This window comes from Cupriavidus sp. (genome assembly GCF_057315035.1).
Genome location: NZ_DBHKYV010000017.1, coordinates 52599 through 71692, shown reverse-complemented (window position 1 = coordinate 71692; position 19094 = coordinate 52599). Strand labels below are relative to the sequence as shown.

Sequence of the window (19094 nt, the reverse complement as noted above, 5' to 3'; positions counted from 1 at the left end):
GGCCGCAAGCGTCTTTTCCAGCTGCTCCCAGAATTTGGGTGGGTACGATGGCTATGACACATGGTGTTCATGGGAATCTCCTTGGCAATCTAGACTTGGCGACCATCAGGCGGCTACATGGCTACCTCCTACCTGCGCCGCCAGGCAAAAGCACCGGCACACAGCGCATTGCCCCGTCAACCTGTTCACTTGCCGCCCCTCATCCCGCTTTCGCTTTGACGAGCATCCGGCCCTCCAGCGGTACGATCCCCGCCAAATGTGCCTCTGATCGATTTTCGCTCAGACGATTCATCAGTCATTGCACTTACTTGGTCATCGTGCGCAGCCATGCTCCTCATCATCAGCCACATGAACAGCGGGCAAAGCAAGAAAAGGAAGTAGGGGCCAATGCTCAGTATCAAATCATGCATTGGCGGCCATACGGCGTAGGCGCCAACCAGCGTCGTCACCAGGGCAGTTCCGGCGACGATCATCGTCTTCATATTGCATTTCATGTTGGTACTCCTGCAGGAGTCGGTCGCGTACATTTACGTTCCTACTTCGTCGGGGACGTCTGGATCTTGTCAGCGTACTTGCGCATGATGTCACTCATCGCCTGCATCATGTCAGCGTGCATCTGCATCGCGAGCTTCTCGTTTCCCGCGGGCAGCCCTATCATGGGACAAGCAGTCATCATGTTGCCTCCCATCATGTGGCCCATCATCATGCCGTGGTGCTTTTCCTGTGCACCAGACTTGGCGCTGTCAGCGCTGCGGGTGACATCCGCCGCCGCGGACCATCCGCTTACGCCAAACGTAACGATGGCCAAGGTGGTGACCAGCAATGCTCTGGTTTTCATGTCAGGTCTCCATGTCAGATTCCACCGCGGTTCGGGGCTGCAGACGCAGGCGGGCATAGTCGCCCCGCCTGGCCTCCATCAGTCGCTCCGATCGCGGGTCAAGCTACAACCTCACTTGGATTCAGTCGCGCCCTTTGGGCTTGCCTGACCGCGCGGGAGACTCCCCGTAGGGCGAGCGTCCATCTGTTTGAACATCTCGTTGCACTGCACGAGCATGGCTTCCTTGGACGGCGTGACGCTGGGGGTTACGGCGGCCTGTCGCGCGGCAGCGCGTGCCCGATTAATGACGTCCCAGTCGGGACCAGCGAGCGCCTGCCCGGCTGCAACGCCTAGCGCAACTAGCGCGATTACCTTGAGAGTGGAATGCATGATGTTCACCCCATAAGTTGGTCGAATCTGGCTCAACCAACAGGGGCAACGCCCTCCGCTTGGGTTGAGCCACAGTACGCAACCGCGCGTGGCGAGGTATGCCACGCAAGGGGAACATCAATTTCGCAAGCGGGCTGTTGCGAGATAGATCGGCCCAGACGAAAAGTTCGTGGTGGGCGCTGTGGGAAAAAGGCGACCGATAGATGCTGCCAGTCGCAACACATGCGAGAACTCCGCTGCCGGCAAGGCGGCGAAATCGGCGGGGTGAGCATTGCTGTCTGCCCAGTGCTGGCTACCGTGCTGGCGGTCTGCGCATAGCGCCGGCTGGGCGTCGTCCATGTCCAGGCAATCAGTCATGGTGGCCATCGCTGCCGACCCCATTGCCGTGCTTGTCTCCTGCGGACATAAGTAACCAGCCGCCGCGAGACGGGAAAACAATAGCGTCGTCAGCAGCAGCAGCGCAAGCAATCGGGCGAAGGTACGGCGCCTGTATCTCATAAATCACGCCATTGATTCAATTCAGTCTAGACTCCCAATTTCGGGTAGCAAGGCAGACGAAGAATGCTTGGTGTGCCCACGCGCCCACCATTACTAAGGACCGCGGCGCCTGTACGCTGCTCATCCGCGAAACCTTCGTGAGCTGACGCTGTGGCTATATTCAGATGCAGCTGTGTGTTGTCCATGTGAATGACTCCTGCGTTCTCCGGCTTGACTATTCGTGGGAAGGCGCGTGAAAGCCTGCGAGGCCACCCTTCACGGTTTCTGACTATGAGAGGGCTCTGACCAATGTCGCGATTCCGCGCCGCCAATCGCGTCAAGAATCGGGCAAACGGGACGCCTATCGCCTTCGCAATGCTCAGCGAGTTCCTGGAGCGTGTCACGCATGCCAGCCAGATCGGCGAGCCGTACGTCTAGCTCTCGCATGTGCCGGAGCGCAATCGCCTTCACCGCAGCACTGGTGCGCCGCTTGTTGCGCCACAGGTCAAGCAATTGGCGGATCTGCTCCGTGGAGAACCCCAATCGCCTGGCTCGCCCAATGAAATGCAGAGTATGAATGTCGGTTGTATCGTAGGTGCGATAGTTCCCGCCGCTGCGGTGCGCCGCAGCAATCAGGCCAATCCGTTCGTAGTAGCGAATCATCTTGGCTGGCACGCCCGATGAGCCGGCCGCTTGTCCAATGTTCACAATGCCTCTTTTGACTGAACTGACGCCTTTCGCGGAACCTTGCCGGTCCACACGGTGCGCGATGGAGAAACCATGACTCCAAGCTAGACCTTTCCCCCATGGGAAGGTCAAGGTCCCCCCTCTGCTTGGGATCAGGAGAAGCCGACACTTGGTGGCCGTGCTTGGGTCGGCGCCGCCCACCGTGGGCGCCGGGTTGCAATTCGAGCCAAAGAGGCTATGCTTGCGCCTGTCAACACCAAGCAAAAGCACCGTTGTGTCACTCGGCTCGCCGGCATCCCTGGTTCGCTGGCTTCCTTCTCGTCGTCTTCCTGACAGTCCAACTGGCAGCGGCCGCGTACGCCTGTACCGGTAGCCGCTACCAGATGGACAGTGGTAACACGATGACGGCCATGACTGAGTCCTGCCCCGACATGGCGGACGGCGCGAGCAACCAGGCAGGCGAGCAGAAGGCACTTTGCTTGGGGCACTGCCAGGCGGACTCCAAGAGTACCGACCATGTTTCGCCGCAGATTCCGGCATTCTTGCCGGTTCTGGTGAACATCATCGAGCCGGCGGATGTGGTGGTGGCTGACTTGAATGCGGCGCTCGGCGTCGACGCCATGCCCCGCGCGCCGCCCCCGCCTCTGACTATCCTTCACTGCTGTTTTCGCACGTAGCCTCCGGAACAACGCCGAACTGTTGCCATCCCCCATACCGGGGTGGCTGTCGTTGCTCCCGGAGGCTGTATGCTTTTACTACGTCGCCTGACGCTGGCGCTGCTATGCGCGCCTGTTCTTGGCATGACGGTGTCGCAAGCCGCGACGCCGCAATCCACTGACTCCCTTTCCCTTGCGGAAGCCATCGCGCTTGCCTCGGCGCATGCTGGCGATGCTGAATCTTCTCGGGGTTCCGTCGAGGCTGCCATTCAGATGGCGGTCGCCGCCGGCCAGTTGCCCGACCCCGTACTAAAGCTTGGGCTCGACAATGTTCCGGTCACCGGCCCAGACGCGTTCTCGCTCAGCCGGGATTTCATGACCCAGCGCTCGATTAGCGTGATGCAGGAACTCACGCGGTCGGACAAGCGTCGCGCCCGGGCCGCTCGCTTCGAAGCCGAGGCCTCCGCGGCCGATGCGCAGCGCGCGGTTGGTCTGGCCAACGTGCAACGCAATGCAGTTTCGGCATGGCTTGACCGTTGGTATGCGGAACAGGCCGGCGTGCTGCTCGGCCACCATGGCCATCCGCTGGATCTCGCGCTCCGGGCCGCGACTGCCGCATACCGCGGCGGACGCGGCACACGCGCGGATGTGCTATCGACCGAATTGGAAATCCAGAAGCTGCGAGACCGAGAGGATGAGAATCGGGCCTACATCGCGACCGCCGGGGTGAATCTCGCGCGCTGGATTGGATCGGACGCAACCCGTCCACTTGGCGAGCGGCCGCCTCTTGATGTGCCCGAACGCGTCCGGCAACTGGCCCGGACGGATTTCGATACCGTGCCCGAGATGGCCGCCGCGCAGCGTGACGTCGCGCTGGCGGAGACGGAGATCCGCTCCGCGACAGAGAACAAGAAGCCGGACGTCACCGTGGAACTGATGTACAGCCAGCGCGGCTCCGCATACTCCAACATGGCTTCGCTGAACGTCAGCTTCCCCGTGCCGTGGGACCAGGGCAACCGCCAGGACCGTGAAGTCGCTGCCAGGTTGGCGAAGGCGCAGGAGGCTCGTGCCAAATCCGAAATCATCAGGCGCAATACCAAGAGCATGATTGACGCCAAGCTGGCCGAACTGCAGCGCAATCTCGACCGGCTCAAGCGCTATGACGCGTCAACACTGCCGCTGGCAAACGCTCAGGCAGACGCCGCGCTGACGTCATACCGGGCCAATACGGGCTCGCTGCTGGCTTTGGCCGAAGCGAATCATCGCGCGATTGACACCGCGTTGGAGCGGCTATCGCTGGAAGCGAAGACCGCGAGGCTGTGGGCCGACTTGACCTTCCTGATTCCACTGCCCACCGCCCAAACCGAGCCTGCCGCGAAGGACCTCAAATGAAGAAACCACTGATGATCACGGCGGCATGCCTTGTCCTCCTTGGTGCGATGGGCTATGGCAGCTACCGCTTCGGCGTCACGCGGGGGGCGCAGACGTCGCAGGCACCAACGCCTGCCGGCGCGCCGTCCGGCTTCAAAGCGGGCGACGTCGACCCGCAGACCGGCAAGAGGATCCTCTACTGGCACGAGTGCCCGGCCAGCGCTTCGACAAGCCGGGCAAGTCCCCATTCATGGACATGCAGCTCGTGCCGGTCTACGCGGATGGCGATGGCGCCGGCAGCGGAGTTACTGTCGACAGCCGCGTCGCCCAGAACCTGGGCATTCGTACCGCCGAGGTCAAGGCGAGCCAGATGAGCCCAGTGCTCGAGGCGCCCGGCAACGTCGCCATCGATGAGCGCAGCGTACAGGTCATCCAGGCACGGACCAATGCCTTCGTCCAGCACGTGGCCGTACGGGCGACGCTCGACCCCGTTCGGCGGGGCCAAGCGCTGGTGACGTTGTATTCGCCCGACTGGGTTGCAGCCCAGGAAGAATATCTCGCTGTCTCGCGACTGCCCGCGGGCGCGCAATCTGACCTGCCGGATGCGGCCAAAGCGCGCATGCTCCAGGCGGGCATGACCCCTGCGCAGGTGAGCGCCGTGGAAAACTCCGGAAAGCTGCAGCCCAGCCTGGGCATTCCAAGCCCTGTTGATGGCGTGGTAACGGAAGTCGCCGTTCGCGACGGCATGACGGTCTCCCCCGGCATGACACTATTTCGCCTGGCCGACCTAAGCCAGGTCTGGGTGATAGCAGAGGTACCCGAAGGACAGGCCCGAGGCCTGGCACCGGGACTGCCTGTCAAGGTCCTCCCGACTGGTGCGCCGGCCCCGATCGTGGGCAAGGTTGATACCGTCCTGCCTGACGTCAATCCGGCCACTCGAACCATTAAGGTGCGCATTGTTTTGCCCAACAAGGGCCAACATCTGCTGCCGGGCATGTTTGCGACCGTTCGCTTCGATAGCGGTTCGGAAAAGGAAGTGCTGCAGATTCCCGTGGAATCCGTCATCCGCACCGGCCAGCGCAGTGTCGTCTTCGTCGATGCCGGCAAGGCGGGTTTTGTGGCCACCAACGTCAAGACCGGCCGCGAGGCCGACGGCATGGTGGAGGTTGTGGATGGTCTCAAGGCTGGCCAGAAAGTTGTCACTTCGGGCCAGTTCCTGATCGATTCGGAGGCGAGCCTGCGCGGCACTGCCGAGCGCATGAGCGTAGCGCCAGCGGCTTCCGCACCCGCCGCACCCGCGGCATCGGCTGTGCCCGCGCCAGAGCACGAGGGCGTCGGGCGCATCGAAGCGGTCATGGGCAACGGTCTGACCATCTCCCATGGGCCTATTCCGTCGGCACAGTGGGGCGCCATGACCATGGACTTTGCTGCGCCGCCAGCCGGTCTGCCCAAAGGCCTTAAGCCAGGCGACCGCGTGCGCTTCCGCTTCCATCTGAATAGCGATGGCATGCCCGTCCTGTCCTCGGTCGAGCCCGCGGCCTCTGTCCAGGGAGGCAAGCCATGATCGCCCGACTCATCCTGGCGTCGATTCGCAACCGCTTCCTGGTCCTGCTGGCAACGGTCATGCTGACCGCCTGGGGTCTGTGGGCGGTGCGCAGCACGCCGCTTGACGCCTTGCCGGATCTGTCCGACGTACAGGTCATCATCCGCACACCCTTCCCCGGGCAAGCGCCGCAGATTGTCGAGAATCAGGTTACCTATCCGCTGACCACCACGATGCTATCGGTGCCTGGCGCGAAGACGGTGCGCGGCTATTCGTTCTTTGGCGACTCCTTTGTCTATGTGCTGTTCGAAGATGGCACCGACCTGTACTGGGCGCGCTCGCGCGTGCTCGAATACTTGAACCAGGTGCAGTCCCGCCTGCCGGCTGCGGCTAAACCGGCCCTGGGCCCTGATGCCACAGGCGTTGGATGGATCTACGAATACGCGCTCGTGGACAAGACCGGCCAGCATGACCTGAGCCAGTTGCGCGCCCTGCAGGATTGGTTCCTGCGTTTCGAGCTGAAGTCGCTGCCGAATGTCGCCGAGGTTGCATCTCTTGGCGGGATGGTCAAGCAGTACCAGGTCGTCCTCATGCCGGATCGCCTGCGCGCCTACAGCCTGTCGCAAGGCAAGGTGCTTGCGGCCCTCAAGGGTGCCAACCAGGAGACGGGCGGCTCCGTGCTGGAACTGGGCGAGGCCGAGTACATGGTACGTGCCTCGGGCTATCTGAAGACACTGGACGATTTTCGGCACATCCCGATAGTCACGAGTGATGCGGGCATACCCGTGCGCCTGGGCGATGTCGCTACCGTCCAGCTTGGCCCCGAGATGCGCCGAGGTATCGCCGAACTGGACGGGCAGGGAGAAGTAGCGGGCGGCGTGATCGTGATGCGTTCGGGCAAGAATGCGCTGGAGACCATCGAGGCTGTAAAGGCCAAGCTCGAGGTCCTCAAGAAGAGCCTGCCGGCCGGTGTCGAGATTGTGCCGACCTATGACCGCTCCGCGTTGATCAACCGTGCGGTTGAGAACCTGACGCACAAGCTGATCGAGGAATTCATCGTCGTCGCGCTGGTATGTTTGATCTTTCTGTTTCACCTGCGCTCCGCATTGGTGGCCATTGTCTCGCTGCCGCTCGGCGTGCTGGCCGCCTTTCTCGTCATGCGATACCAGGGCGTGAATGCCAACATCATGTCGCTCGGTGGCATCGCTATCGCCATCGGTGCCATGGTGGATGCTGCGGTCGTCATGATCGAGAACGCACACAAGCATCTGGAGCACTGGCATGTGGACAACCCCGATCTCGAGCTGACCGGCCACGAGCGCTGGAGCGTCATCGGCGAGTCGGCGGCCGAGGTCGGACCGGCATTGTTCTTCTCGTTGCTGATCATCACGCTCTCATTCATCCCCGTATTCACCCTGGAGGCGCAGGAAGGCCGGCTATTTTCGCCGCTCGCCTTTACCAAGACCTACTCCATGGCGGCGGCTGGGCTATCCGTCACACTGGTGCCAGTGCTGATGGGCTACATGATCCGGGGCAAGATTCCTACGGAGCAGGCCAATCCCCTGAGCCGCTGGCTGATTCGCGCTTATCAGCCGGTACTGGCCAAGGTGCTCACCTGGCCGAAGACCACGGTGGCGATCGCGGCCGTCCTGCTTGTCGCCACCGCCTGGCCGTTGACACAGATCGGTGGTGAATTCATGCCGCCGCTCGATGAAGGCGACCTGCTCTACATGCCCTCGGCCTTGCCCGGACTTTCGGCCGGCAAGGCGGCTCAACTCCTGCAACAGACCGACCGCCTCATCAAGACTGTACCGGAGGTGGCCACCGTGTTCGGCAAGGCGGGCCGCGCCGATACAGCGACCGACCCGGCGCCCATCGAGATGTTCGAGACCACCATCCAGTTCAAGCCGCGCGACCAGTGGCGCGCGGGCATGACGACCGACAAGCTGGTGGAAGAACTGGACCGCGTGGTGAAGGTGCCGGGGCTGTCCAACATCTGGGTACCACCTATCCGTAATCGCATCGACATGCTTGCTACGGGGATCAAGAGCCCAGTCGGCATCAAGGTGGCGGGCACGGACCTGAAGGAGATTGACCGACTGGCCACGCGAATTGAAGAGGCCGTCAAGACAGTGCCTGGGGTAACTTCCGCGCTGGCTGAACGTCTGACTGGGGGACGCTACGTCGATATCGACATCGACCGCATGGCAGCCGGGCGGTATGGGCTCAACATCGAGGATGTGCAGAGCATCGTGTCGTCGGCAGTCGGCGGCGACAATGTCGGGGAAGTGGTCGACGGGCTGGCGCGCTTTCCAATCAATGTGCGCTACCCCCGGGACTACCGCGACTCCGTAGAGCAATTGCGCAGCCTTCCCATCGTCACCGACCGCGGGCAACAGATTACGCTGTCCGACGTGGCGCGCATTCAGGTCGTGCAGGGCCCTCCCATGCTGCGCAGCGAGAATGCCCGGCTGTCGGGCTGGGTGTACGTCGACATCCGTGGGCGCGATTTGCGCTCGGCCGTCCATGACATGCAGTCCGCGGTGGCCAAGGCGGTGCCGATACCGGCAGGCTATTCCCTGAGCTGGTCCGGCCAGTTCGAGTACCTGGAGCGAGCCACCGCCAAGCTGAAGGTGGTGGTGCCGTTCACGCTGCTGATCATCTTTGTGCTCCTCTACCTGGTATTTGGTCGCCTGGATGAAGCGATGCTGATCATGGGTACGCTGCCGCTAGCGCTGATCGGTGGCTTCTGGCTGCTTTACCTGCTGGGGTACAACCTCTCGGTTGCCGGGGTCGTCGGCTTCATAGCGCTCGCCGGCGTGGCGGCCGAGTTTGGCGTCATCATGCTGCTCTACCTGAAGCAGGCCTGGAACGAACGCGTGGACCGGGGTGATGCCAGCTCAGCCGCGCTACTCGAAGCGATTCAGGAAGGCGCGGTCCTGCGCGTACGGCCCAAAGCCATGACCGTCGCCGTGATTCTCGCCGGCCTGATTCCGATCATGTGGTCACACGGGACCGGATCGGAGGTCATGCAACGCATTGCCGCGCCCATGGTCGGCGGCATGGTGACCGCGCCGCTGCTGTCCCTTTTTGTCGTGCCTGCCGTGTACCTGCTGATTCGTCGACGGCAGACAAGACCTTCGCTCTCCACCCACCCCTCCCTTCAAGAGGAAACACCATGAAGTACATCAGGTCTTTCGCCGTCACCTTGGCACTTTTCGCCGTCCCCGCAGCGTTCGCTGCCACGTCCATGGATGGCATGGACATGAAGTCCATGGGCGACATGGGGATGAAGTCGTCCGAATCCTCTCAACAAGCGCCGCGTCCGGTCGTGGCCGAAATCAAGAAGATTGACCTGCAATCAGGCAAGGTCACTCTCAAGCACGGCGCCATTGAAAATCTCGGCATGCCCGCCATGACCATGGCATTCCCAGTCAAAAATCACGCCTCCCTGAAGGATTTCAAGGAGGGCGATTCGGTGCTCGCCATCTTCGACAAGGTGGATGGCAAGCCCACGGTCGTTGAAATGCGCAGGCCCTAGATTTGGGGGGCGCCCGCCACCACCGGTGTTGGGCGCTTGCCGAGTCATACACGGAGTGCTTGTGTACTTTGATTGGCGTTGGCTGTCGCCTGAGCAGAGACAGTTGCTCATTGGCGAGATCATCCTGGTGGTGATTTGGGTCGTGGCCATATGTTTTTGGAGCGCACGCTCCTGGCGACGGCTCAAGCGCAGCCAGATGAAACCACCCCGCGCTCAACGCGCCAGAGGCACGAAGCGCAAGCGTCGTTGATCCATAAGTCATCGTATCGCAATCGAGTTCGGATCTTGTCCGTTCGACGTGAGTTGAAGCCGGGTTCGTATTGCCCATAATTCGTTCAGCTTCAGCGGAGGCTTCTGGCCCGTCCGCCTTCCCTTGAAGAGAATGCGCAAACTGGGTTTCTCTTCACAAACCATTCTTCTCCAGTCTGCGAGTTGAATGCCCGCTTGTAGGGGAACCAAAGCGAAAATGCACGCACCGAGCGCGTCAAGTTCGGCTGACCGTGCCCGTATGGGGTCTACGCAAGCGAAATGGAGAGCGAATTGCACTGGATTTTCGGCGCTGTGTGAAATTCCGTTTGCGACCGCGAGGGGAGTTGCGGCGCAGCGCCGTATACAGAATATCCACCGCACCTAGAGATCGGAGATCTGGCCATGGCTGATATCGACAGTTGGCTTGAAAATGCCAAAAAAGTGATGCATGATGCATCGAGTGATGTCGATCTTTCCGACGTCCAGCGGCAGATCCGCCGCGAGCCAACGCAGATAGTTCTGGTCGCGCGTCACGACATCTGGCGCGCAATCGCTTGCGCGGCCCTGGCGTCGCTGCTCGCTTTCATTGCCATCGACCGTATTGCCGGCAGCCTGTTGGACAAGCCGCAGCCGACATGGGTGGCGACTCCGTCCGCAGCTTCGCCGTTCAGTCTCCTGATCGGAAAATGATGAAGTCGCGCACGCTTCGTTTGTCGCTCTCCACGCTTGCCGGCGCGCTGGTGGGCGTGCTGGTGGCCATCGCGGGCATCTATTTCACCCATACGAACGAGGACTCGCACACGAGCCTCCATGAGGTGCTGCATGATGCGGTGCCGTTGGACGCTAACGAGCGCGGCATCCTGGAGCTGAAAGAGCAGGCATTTGCCGAGCGCCGGCGAGAAATCGAGACACGGTTGCGGGCGGCCAACGGCAAGCTGGCCGATGCCATCGCGAAGAACCCCCAGTGGACGCCTGAAGTGGAAGCGGCTACGCAGGAAGTGGAACGGGCTGCCGGGGATCTGCAGCGCGCCACGCTCGTCCACGTGTTTGAAATGCGCGCTGGACTGAAGCCGGAACACCGAGCGTCCTATGATCGTCTCCTGGTGGAAGCCTTGCGACGCGGGTCACAGTGACCGGGGTATCGACAGACAATTTCCTTGCCGGGCTCGCCGCAGGCGGCGACCAGCATGCTTTTGGCCAACTGGTGCAACGGCACGGGCACGCGCTCGCGCAAGCCGCACGCTCGTTCGGCATTCCGGAAACCGACATCGACGATGTCGTGCAGGACACGTTCATCGCCGCCTGGCACGCGCTGGACGACTTCGACGACGAGAAGCCCTTTCGCCCCTGGCTGTTCCGCATCGGCCTGAACAAGATGCGCGACCTCTATCGCTTTCGGCGTGTGAGGCATTTTTTCTTTGGTGCGTCAGATGTGAACGACGCGGCGTTCGCCGAGTCTGCGCCCACCGATGCACCCGGCCCCGAGCGGGAGATTGGCGCCAGGCGCGAACTTGCGCAAATCAACAAGATCCTGGGCCAGCTGGACCGCGCCTCTCGCGAAGTCATCATCCTGACCTCTTTCGTCGAGATGTCCCATGCCGAGGCGGCTGCCGCGCTCAACATCTCGCCCAAGGCCGTGGAAAGCCGCGTGGCTCGGGCTCGGACAAGGTTGACGGCGTTGCTGGAAGCAGGCGAGAAAAATAAGTAAGCGCATCGCGAGGGGGCGCTCGACGGGCGCCGTATAGAAAAGGAGAGCAGCCAATTTCGGCTTCATCTTTTCTCGCAATGAATCCGGTGACATTTTCATTACCTACGATGGCGCGTCGGGCGAGTGCGGCTGCGGCGCTGCTGCTGATGGCCGCGGCGGCGGCACGGGCTACGGAAGCCCCGCCCTATACAGAGCTCCTGCGCCAGTCGTTGGCGCTTGCTCCGACCATGGCCGCTCAGGCGGCTACGGTACGGGCGGCGGGTGCCGATGCCGCGCAGGCCCGAGCCTGGCTCAATCCGCGTATCGACACGGTGATCGAGAATCTGGGCGCACCGGCCGCGGATGGCACCAGCCAGCGGCAAAACACCTACACACTCAGCCAGCCACTGGAAATCGGCGGAAAACGCGACGCACGTATCGCGGTTGGCGAGCGCAATTTTGCTGCCGCGCAGGCGCGTGAGCGACAAATCCAGGTGGCCTACTCCGCGGAACTGGCCGTCGCCTATGCATCGGCCGAGGCCACGCTCGCGCGCAAGACGCTTGCTTCGGAGAATCTGGGCCGCGCCAACGATGAACTCGCGGCGGCCCGCGCGCTGGTGCAGTCGGGCAAGGAAGCGGCGCTGCGCACTGCGCAAGCGCAGGCGAGTGTGTCCGCGGCGCAGGCCGCCGAAGCCGCTGCCCAGAACGACGCCACCCAGGCACTGGCTCGGCTGTCCGCCATGACTGGTGCCACCGATCCGTACACGAGCGTCGCCAGCTCGCTGCTGTCCGTAAAGCCGTCGCAGCCCAATCAGACCTCGCCGGCGGCTGAATCACCGAGCGTGCTGGCCGCCGAGGCGGAGCGCAATGCGTTTGACGCCCAGGTAGACGTCGAGCGCAAGCGCTGGATTCCGGATATTGCCGTCAGCGCAGGCGTGCGTCGCTATGGCTGGACCAATGCCAGCGGTTACGTCGTCGGTGTGACGGCGTCCATCCCTTTACTTGACCAGAATCGCTACGGCGTGAATGCCGCTGTAGAGCGTGCCTCGGCGGCACAAGCTCGACTCGATAACGCTCGGCTGGAGGCCGTGGCGGCACGCCGGTCGGCCATGTCGCAGGCCGTTGCCACCGAGCAGCAGCTTGTCGCAGCAGGCGTGGGGGAACAGGCTGCCGGAGAAGCCTATCGGCTGGGACGAATCGGATACGACGCTGGCAAGACCCCGTTAGTGGAGCTACTCGCCGTTCGGCGTGCACTGGTGGAGGCCCGGCAGTTGACGATTGATGCCCGACTGGCGCGCGTGCGCGCGCTGGCGGCGATGGCCCAGGCGGACGGCCGTCTGGCATTTGAGGAATCACGATGATGACAAAGAACGAGCGCCAGCAACCGAGTTGGTCCATGATCGCAGGGGTTGCCGCAGCGGCGGCACTGGTTGGCTTTGGCATGGCACGCGGGCTTGGTTCGCCATCGGGCGCCGAGGCAACAAAGACTGCCGCCGCACCGGAGAAGGCAGCAGCCTCGGCACCGGCGACCGGGCCTGCCGAAGTCAAGATCCCGGGCGAGTACCTTGCCGCGGCCAATATCGCGGTGGAGCCGGTATCGGCCGGCGGTGTCGGTTCGGAACTGCTGGCACCGGCGAGCGTTTCGGCTGTCCCGGGCAGCGAGGCCGTCATCGTCTCGCGTGCGGCAGGTGCCGTGCTGCGCATCCAGCGCAAGCTTGGCGATGCCGTGCGTCCTGGCGATGTGCTCGCGCTGGTGGACAGCCCCGAGGCAGCGGCGATGGCCGCCGAGCGCAAAGTGGCGCAGGCCCGCGCGGATCTGGCGCGCAAGACGTACGAACGCGAATCGAGCCTGTTCCAGCAAGGTGTGACGCCCCGCCAGGAGATGGAAGCGGCGCGCATGGCGCTGGAAGTGGCGCAAGCCGAGGTCCAGCGCGCGGCAACGGTGGCGCAGGCTGCCAAGGTGTCCAGCGATGGACGCTCCGTGGCTGTTGTCAGCCCCATCGCCGGCAAGATCACCGCGCAGGCGGTCACGCTTGGCGCGTATGTCGCGCCGCAGGCCGAACTGTTCCGTGTAGCCGGCGGTGGTGCGGTACAGGTCGAAGCCTACGTGACCGCTGCCGATACCAGTCGCATTGCCGCGGGCAGCGACGCCACCATTGTGCTGGCGAATGGCGCCCCGCTGGCTGGCCGCGTACAGGCCGTGACGCCGACCGTTTCCGGCACGGCACGCGCCGCCACGGTGGTGGTGACGCCGGTGGATGCCAACAGTGGCCTGATCGTGGGGGAGGGTGTGCAGGTCCGCTTGCACACCAAGGTCGCCGCTGCGAATGCGATGTCCGTGCCTGAGGATGCCGTGCAGAACCTCGATGGCCGCGATGTAGTCTTCGTGCGCACCCAGCAAGGCTTCCGTCCGAAGTCCGTGCTGGTTGGTACGCGCAGCGGCGGTGTGGCGCAGATCCTTTCCGGCGTACGGGCTGGTGAGCAGGTGGCCACGCGCAATGCGTTCCTGATCAAGGCGGAAATGAACAAGGCGGGCGGGGACGACGAATGATCGAAAGCATCCTGACCGGCGCAGTCCGGTTCCGGTGGCTCGTGCTGTTCCTGACCGTTGTCATCGGCGCTATCGGGGCGTGGCAGCTCAACCTGCTCCCCATCGATGTGACGCCGGACATCACGAACAAGCAGGTGCAGATCAATACCGTGGTGCCCACACTGAGTCCGGTGGAAGTGGAAAAGCGTGTGACGTACCCAATCGAGACCGCCATCGCGGGCCTGAATGGCGTCGAGAACACGCGGTCGCTCTCCCGCAATGGCTTCAGCCAGGTGACGGTGATTTTCAAGGAGAGCGCCAACCTGTACTTCATGCGCCAGCAGGTGTCGGAGCGGCTCGCGCAAGCGCGTCCGAACCTGCCGGATGGTGTGCAACCGCAGATGGGGCCGGTCTCCACCGGGCTGGGCGAAGTCGTCCACTACAGCGTCGAGTTTCAGTTTCCGGACGGCAAGGGTGCCACCGTCAAGGATGGTGAACCCGGCTGGCAGAGCGATGGCAGCTTCCTGACCGACCGTGGTGAACGCCTGTCGGAACGCGTGTCGAAGCTGGCCTATCTGCGCACTGTGCAGGACTGGATCATCCGCCCGCAACTGCGCACCACGCAGGGCGTGGCGGACGTCGACTCCCTGGGCGGCTACGTCAAGCAGTTCGTGGTGGAGCCCGACACGGCAAAGATGGCCGCGTTCGGTATCTCGTACTCGGAGCTGGGCCAGGCGCTCGAGGATGCCAACCTTTCGGTCGGCGCTAATTTCATCCGCCGCTCGGGAGAGTCGTACCTGGTGCGGGCCGACGCCCGCATCAAGACGGCGGACGAGATTGCACGCGCCGTGGTGGCGCAGCGGCAAGGCGTTCCGATCACGGTGAGCCAGGTGGCCAACGTGAATATCGGGGGTGAGCTTCGCTCTGGCGCTGCCAGCCGCAATGGCGTGGAAACGGTGGTCGGCAGCGCACTGATGCTGGTGGGCGGAAACAGCCGTACCGTGGCGCAGGCCGTCGGCGACAAGCTCGATCAAATCACCAGGACCCTGCCGCCGGGCGTGGTGATTGTGCCCACGCTGAATCGCTCGCAACTGGTGGTCGCGACGATCGAAACCGTGGCCAAGAACCTGGCCGAGGGTGCGCTGCTGGTGGTGGTCATCCTGTTCGCGCTGCTCGGCAACTGGCGCGCGGCCTTGATTGCCGCCATGGTCATCCCTTTGTCGCTGCTGATCAGTGCCATCGGGATGAACAGCCTGAACATCTCGGGCAACCTGATGAGCCTTGGCGCGCTGGACTTTGGCCTGATCATCGACGGCGCGGTCATCATCGTCGAGAACGCGTTGCGCCGGCTGGCCGAGCGGCAGAAGCACGAGGGCCGCCTGCTGACCCTGCAGGAACGCCTTGAGGAGGTGATCGCGTCGTCGCGCGAGATGATGCGCCCGACGATCTACGGCCAGCTCGTCATCTTCCTGGTCTTCCTGCCGTGCCTGACCTTCCAGGGCGTGGAGGGCAAGATGTTCTCGCCAATGGTCATCACGCTGATGCTGGCCCTGGCCTCCGCCTTCGTGCTGTCGCTGACCTTCGTGCCGGCGATGATTGCTGTGCTGCTGCGCAAGGAGGTGTCGGAGACCGAGGTGAAGGTCATCGCCGTGACCAAGCAGCGCTACCGGCCATGGCTGGAGCGCGCCGTGGTTCGCCCCGCGCCGTTCATCGGTGCTGGCGTCGCGGTTCTGGTGGCGGCCTCGCTGTCGTTCACCTTCGTCGGCCGCGAGTTCATGCCCACGCTCGACGAACAGAACCTGAACCTGTCGTCGGTGCGCATTCCGTCCACGTCGATCGACCAGTCGGTGGCCATCGACCTGCCGCTGGAACGCGCCGTGCTCTCGTTGCCCGAGGTGCAGACCGTGTACTCGAAGGCGGGTACCGCGAGCCTCGCTGCAGACCCGATGCCGCCGAACGCGTCGGACAACTACATCATCCTGAAGCCCAAGAGCGAATGGCCGGAAGGCATCACCACCAAGGAGCAGGTGATCGAGCGGATTCGCGAGAAGACAGCGCCAATGGTCGGGAACAACTACGACGTGACGCAGCCGATCGAGATGCGCTTCAATGAGCTGATCGGCGGTGTGCGGAGTGACGTGGCGGTCAAGCTCTATGGTGAAAATCTCGATGAACTGGCAACGACCGCCCAGAAGATTGCGGCGGTACTGCGCAAGACGCCGGGCGCCACTGACGTACGTGTGCCGTTGACGGGTGGATTCCCGACCTTCGACCTGGTGTTCGACCGTGCCGCCATTGCGCGCTACGGCCTGACCGTCAAGGAAGTGGCAGACACAATCTCTGCTGCGATGGCTGGCAGGGCGGCGGGCCAGGTGTTCGACGGCGACCGCCGCTTCGACATCGTGGTGCGCTTGCCCAGTACGCAACGAGAGAACCTTGATGTGCTTGGCGCATTGCCCGTTATGCTGCCTGTCGTCGCTAACCAGCCGCGTGCCTCGGTTCCCCTGCGCCAACTGGTGCAGTTCCGCTTTACGCAAGGCCTGAACGAGGTAAGCCGGGACAACGGTAAGCGTCGCGTCTATATCGAGGCCAACGTCGGCGATGGCCGTGACCTTGGCAGTTTCGTCGACGATGCGGCCGACCGGATCGCCAGGGAAGTAAAACTGCCGCCTGGCATGTGGATCGAATGGGGCGGCCAGTTCCAGAACCTGCAGGCAGCGACCAAGCGTCTGGCGATCATTGTGCCGGCGTGCTTCGTGCTGATCGCCGCAGCGCTGTATCTCGCCATTGGCAGTGCGGTGCTCACTGCGACGGTGCTGACGGCCGTGCCGTTGGCGCTGGCCGGTGGCGTGTTCGCCCTGATGCTGCGCGGCATTCCGTTCTCGATCTCGGCGGCAGTCGGCTTCATTGCCGTGTCGGGCGTGGCCGTGCTGAACGGCCTGGTACTGATCTCTGCCATTCGCAAGCGGCTGGAGGATGGCATGGCGCCGAATGTCGCCGTGATTGAAGGGGCGATGGAGCGTGTGCGGCCGGTGCTGATGACCGCACTGGTGGCATCGCTCGGATTCGTTCCCATGGCGATTGCCACGGGAACGGGTGCGGAGGCTCAGAAGCCGCTGGCTACGGTGGTGATTGGCGGGTTGTTCACAGCGACCGTGCTGACGCTTTTCGTGCTTCCGGCGATCTGCGGAATGGTGCTGCGGCGCCGTGCGTCGCTGTCGCCCGATGCCACCCCGGCGCTGGAATCGTAATGATGCGTCAATGGGAGCGCGCTGATGCTTGAAGTCCTTGCCAATCGAACCTACCGGCACCTCTTTCTCGCGCAGGTCATCGCGCTCGTGGGCACCGGGCTGGCGACTGTCGCGCTGGGGTTGCTGGCGTACGACCTGGCCGGCGCCAACGCCGGCAGCGTACTGGGCACGGCGCTGGCCATCAAGATGGTGGCCTATGTCGGCATTGCGCCCGTGGTTGGCGCCTTCGCTAACCGGCTGCCCCGGCGCGCTTTCCTTGTGTCGATGGACCTGATCCGGGCGGGCGTGGCCATCTCGCTGCCGTTCGTAACTCAGGTGTGGCAGATCTATATTCTGATCTTCCTGCTGCAGTCTGCCTCGGCGGCATTCACGCCGACCTTCCAGGCCACGATTCCCGATGTGTTGCCGGACGAGAAGGACTATACGCGTGCGCTGTCGCTGTCACGGCTCGCCTATGACATGGAGAGCCTGGCGAGCCCCGCGCTGGCCGCCGCACTGCTGTCGGTGATCAGCTTCCATTGGCTGTTCGGCGGCACGGTAGTTGGCTTTCTGGTTTCGGCCGCGATGGTGGTTTCCGTGCGACTGCCGCAGTCGCGGGCCGTCGAGCGCTCGGACAGCATCTACGCGAAGACGTTCCGGGGCATGTCGATCTATCTGCGCACGCCCCGTTTGCGCGGCCTGCTGTCGCTGAATCTTGCTGCGGCGGCCGCGAGTTCGATGGTGATCGTGAACACGGTGGTCTACGTGCAGAGCAAGCTGCAACGGCCGGCTTCCGATGTGCCGTTCGGTCTTGCCGCGTTCGGCTTTGGTTCGATGCTGGTGGCCTTGTTGCTCCCCCGCCTGCTCAACGACCGGCCGGACCGGCCTGCGATGCTGACCGGCGCGACCATCATGACGGCAGGGCTGGCGTTCGGTATTGCACTGACGGGATTCACGATCTCGGTGGAATGGCCGGCAGTCCTGCTGACGTGGTTCGTCATCGGTATTGGTTACTCCATGACGCAGACACCAAGTGGACGGTTGCTGAAGCGCTCTGCTTCGTCCGCAGACCGTCCGGCCGTGTTCGCCGCGCAGTTTTCGCTGTCGCACGCCTGCTGGCTGATCACCTATCCGCTGGCCGGCCAGATCGGCGCGCGGTTTGGCATGACGGCAGCGTTTGCCACGTTGACCGCGATCTCGACCCTTGGTGTCTTGGCGGCGTGGCGCTTCTGGCCCGCTGACGACCCTGACATCATCGAACATCAACACGCAGAACACGATGCCACGCACCTTGCCGAGGGCGACCGCACCGCCGAACTCAGTCATCGCCATGCTTTCACCATCGATGACGATCATCCGCGGTGGCCGGATTCGCGCTGACTCTTCAACGCGAGCGCAGTCTAGAACGGAAAAAGTGTCTGGGTCTACATTGAGCAGAGCCAACTCTACACCGATGGTTGACCCAGTGATTGCGCTAGCGGCGCACCTGTCTGTTTTGTCATGTTCCGGTCAGGCTCGGGTCGGCAACCGTCACATAAGGTGTATATCAACGGTTCGCTGAACCCAACTTCTTGGAGATTACGATGAAAACGTTGAAGAAGAGAGTCCTGCTGGTGCTGGCAGTCGCCACGCTTGGTGGAGCGGCAGGGGTCGCGAACGCCGGAGTAACTTCCCCGCGCGATCCCTATACGGATGGCGGCCACTCGATGGGTGTGCGCGATCCGTTCACGGATGGGGCGCATTCGATGGGCACGCGTGACCCGTTCACCGACGGCGGACATTCCGTCGGGACCCGCGATACGTTCACTGACGGGGCTTGATCGTCAAGGTCCTCGCTGAGGCGGCACGCGCCCACGGCGCATCGAGTGATGCTCGGTGTCGTCCGTAGGCGTCGTGCATTTGCGGGTTCCCGCCGG

General features: G+C 63.2%; 15 protein-coding genes and 1 pseudogene. 13 read left to right on the top strand and 3 right to left on the bottom strand.

What is annotated here, in order from left to right:
* Positions 1-185: 185 nt before the first annotated feature.
* The 3 genes from ACO550_RS20475 to cueR form a co-directional block, all read right to left on the bottom strand.
* The gene (locus ACO550_RS20475) at positions 186-494 is read right to left on the bottom strand and encodes a DUF2933 domain-containing protein (RefSeq protein WP_315593782.1); all 309 of its coding nucleotides are present in this window, start codon (positions 492-494) and stop codon (positions 186-188) included.
* Between the two features lie 41 nt (positions 495-535).
* Positions 536-838 (bottom strand): hypothetical protein, encoded by a 303-nt coding sequence (locus tag ACO550_RS20470; RefSeq protein WP_315593781.1) that lies wholly within the window; start codon positions 836-838, stop codon positions 536-538.
* Between the two features lie 1122 nt (positions 839-1960).
* Entirely contained in the window at positions 1961-2392 is a 432-nt protein-coding gene (gene cueR / locus ACO550_RS20465; protein WP_315593845.1) for a Cu(I)-responsive transcriptional regulator, read from the bottom strand.
* Positions 2393-2781: 389 nt separating this feature from the next.
* Between cueR and ACO550_RS20460 the strand changes: the two genes are divergently transcribed.
* The 13 genes and pseudogenes from ACO550_RS20460 to ACO550_RS20400 all read left to right on the top strand — a co-directional run bounded on the left by ACO550_RS20460 (position 2782) and on the right by ACO550_RS20400 (position 18998).
* Positions 2782-3048, top strand: coding sequence for a hypothetical protein (locus ACO550_RS20460; protein ID WP_315593779.1), 267 nt, complete (start codon positions 2782-2784; stop codon positions 3046-3048).
* 69 nt (positions 3049-3117) lie between these two features.
* A complete protein-coding gene (locus tag ACO550_RS20455) occupies positions 3118-4419 on the top strand; it encodes a TolC family protein (protein ID WP_315593778.1) in 1302 nt (433 codons plus the stop codon).
* Positions 4416-5962, top strand: a pseudogene (locus ACO550_RS20450) (efflux RND transporter periplasmic adaptor subunit). Before ACO550_RS20455 ends, ACO550_RS20450 begins: the two are co-directional and overlap by 4 nt.
* Positions 5959-9123 (top strand): efflux RND transporter permease subunit, encoded by a 3165-nt coding sequence (locus tag ACO550_RS20445; protein WP_315593777.1) that lies wholly within the window; start codon positions 5959-5961, stop codon positions 9121-9123. Before ACO550_RS20450 ends, ACO550_RS20445 begins: the two are co-directional and overlap by 4 nt.
* Positions 9120-9482 (top strand): copper-binding protein, encoded by a 363-nt coding sequence (locus ACO550_RS20440; protein ID WP_315593776.1) that lies wholly within the window; start codon positions 9120-9122, stop codon positions 9480-9482. Before ACO550_RS20445 ends, ACO550_RS20440 begins: the two co-directional genes overlap by 4 nt.
* A gap of 651 nt (positions 9483-10133) precedes the next feature.
* Positions 10134-10421: a CnrY/NccY family anti-sigma factor gene (locus tag ACO550_RS20435; RefSeq protein WP_315593775.1), complete on the top strand. Its 288-nt coding sequence runs from the start codon at positions 10134-10136 to the stop codon at positions 10419-10421.
* Positions 10418-10864 carry a periplasmic heavy metal sensor gene (locus ACO550_RS20430; RefSeq protein ID WP_315593774.1) on the top strand — a complete coding sequence of 149 codons (447 nt, stop codon included), beginning with the start codon at positions 10418-10420 and terminating at the stop codon, positions 10862-10864. The genes ACO550_RS20435 and ACO550_RS20430 overlap by 4 nt, the downstream gene beginning before the upstream one ends.
* Entirely contained in the window at positions 10861-11439 is a 579-nt protein-coding gene (locus ACO550_RS20425; RefSeq protein ID WP_315593773.1) for a sigma-70 family RNA polymerase sigma factor, read from the top strand. Before ACO550_RS20430 ends, ACO550_RS20425 begins: the two co-directional genes overlap by 4 nt.
* A 107-nt stretch (positions 11440-11546) precedes the next feature.
* Positions 11547-12779, top strand: coding sequence for a TolC family protein (locus ACO550_RS20420; RefSeq protein ID WP_315593772.1), 1233 nt, complete (start codon positions 11547-11549; stop codon positions 12777-12779).
* Positions 12776-13969, top strand: coding sequence for a CzcB/NccB family metal efflux transporter periplasmic adaptor subunit (gene czcB / locus ACO550_RS20415; protein ID WP_315593771.1), 1194 nt, complete (start codon positions 12776-12778; stop codon positions 13967-13969). Before ACO550_RS20420 ends, czcB begins: the two co-directional genes overlap by 4 nt.
* Complete coding sequence (locus ACO550_RS20410; protein WP_315593770.1) at positions 13966-17199, top strand: CusA/CzcA family heavy metal efflux RND transporter; 3234 nt, start codon at positions 13966-13968, stop codon at positions 17197-17199. The genes czcB and ACO550_RS20410 overlap by 4 nt, the downstream gene beginning before the upstream one ends.
* 24 nt (positions 17200-17223) lie before the next feature.
* Complete coding sequence (locus tag ACO550_RS20405; protein WP_485994946.1) at positions 17224-18558, top strand: MFS transporter; 1335 nt, start codon at positions 17224-17226, stop codon at positions 18556-18558.
* A gap of 203 nt (positions 18559-18761) precedes the next feature.
* A complete protein-coding gene (locus ACO550_RS20400) occupies positions 18762-18998 on the top strand; it encodes a hypothetical protein (protein WP_315593768.1) in 237 nt (78 codons plus the stop codon).
* The last annotated feature ends 96 nt before the right edge of the window (positions 18999-19094 follow it).

What these genes read in the sequence shown, in the direction of transcription:
- ACO550_RS20430 (WP_315593774.1), top strand. Translation starts at nt 10,418, where the DNA reads ATGATGAAGTCGCGCACGCTTCGTTTGTCGCTCTCCACGCTTGCCGGC.
- ACO550_RS20405 (WP_485994946.1), top strand. Translation starts at nt 17,224, where the DNA reads ATGCTTGAAGTCCTTGCCAATCGAACCTACCGGCACCTCTTTCTCGCG.
- ACO550_RS20420 (WP_315593772.1), top strand. Translation starts at nt 11,547, where the DNA reads ATGGCGCGTCGGGCGAGTGCGGCTGCGGCGCTGCTGCTGATGGCCGCG.
- ACO550_RS20440 (WP_315593776.1), top strand. Translation starts at nt 9,120, where the DNA reads ATGAAGTACATCAGGTCTTTCGCCGTCACCTTGGCACTTTTCGCCGTC.
- ACO550_RS20475 (WP_315593782.1), bottom strand. Translation starts at nt 494, where the DNA reads ATGAAATGCAATATGAAGACGATGATCGTCGCCGGAACTGCCCTGGTG.
- czcB (WP_315593771.1), top strand. Translation starts at nt 12,776, where the DNA reads ATGATGACAAAGAACGAGCGCCAGCAACCGAGTTGGTCCATGATCGCA.
- ACO550_RS20455 (WP_315593778.1), top strand. Translation starts at nt 3,118, where the DNA reads ATGCTTTTACTACGTCGCCTGACGCTGGCGCTGCTATGCGCGCCTGTT.
- ACO550_RS20435 (WP_315593775.1), top strand. Translation starts at nt 10,134, where the DNA reads ATGGCTGATATCGACAGTTGGCTTGAAAATGCCAAAAAAGTGATGCAT.
- ACO550_RS20445 (WP_315593777.1), top strand. Translation starts at nt 5,959, where the DNA reads ATGATCGCCCGACTCATCCTGGCGTCGATTCGCAACCGCTTCCTGGTC.
- ACO550_RS20410 (WP_315593770.1), top strand. Translation starts at nt 13,966, where the DNA reads ATGATCGAAAGCATCCTGACCGGCGCAGTCCGGTTCCGGTGGCTCGTG.
- ACO550_RS20470 (WP_315593781.1), bottom strand. Translation starts at nt 838, where the DNA reads ATGAAAACCAGAGCATTGCTGGTCACCACCTTGGCCATCGTTACGTTT.
- ACO550_RS20400 (WP_315593768.1), top strand. Translation starts at nt 18,762, where the DNA reads ATGAAAACGTTGAAGAAGAGAGTCCTGCTGGTGCTGGCAGTCGCCACG.
- ACO550_RS20460 (WP_315593779.1), top strand. Translation starts at nt 2,782, where the DNA reads ATGACTGAGTCCTGCCCCGACATGGCGGACGGCGCGAGCAACCAGGCA.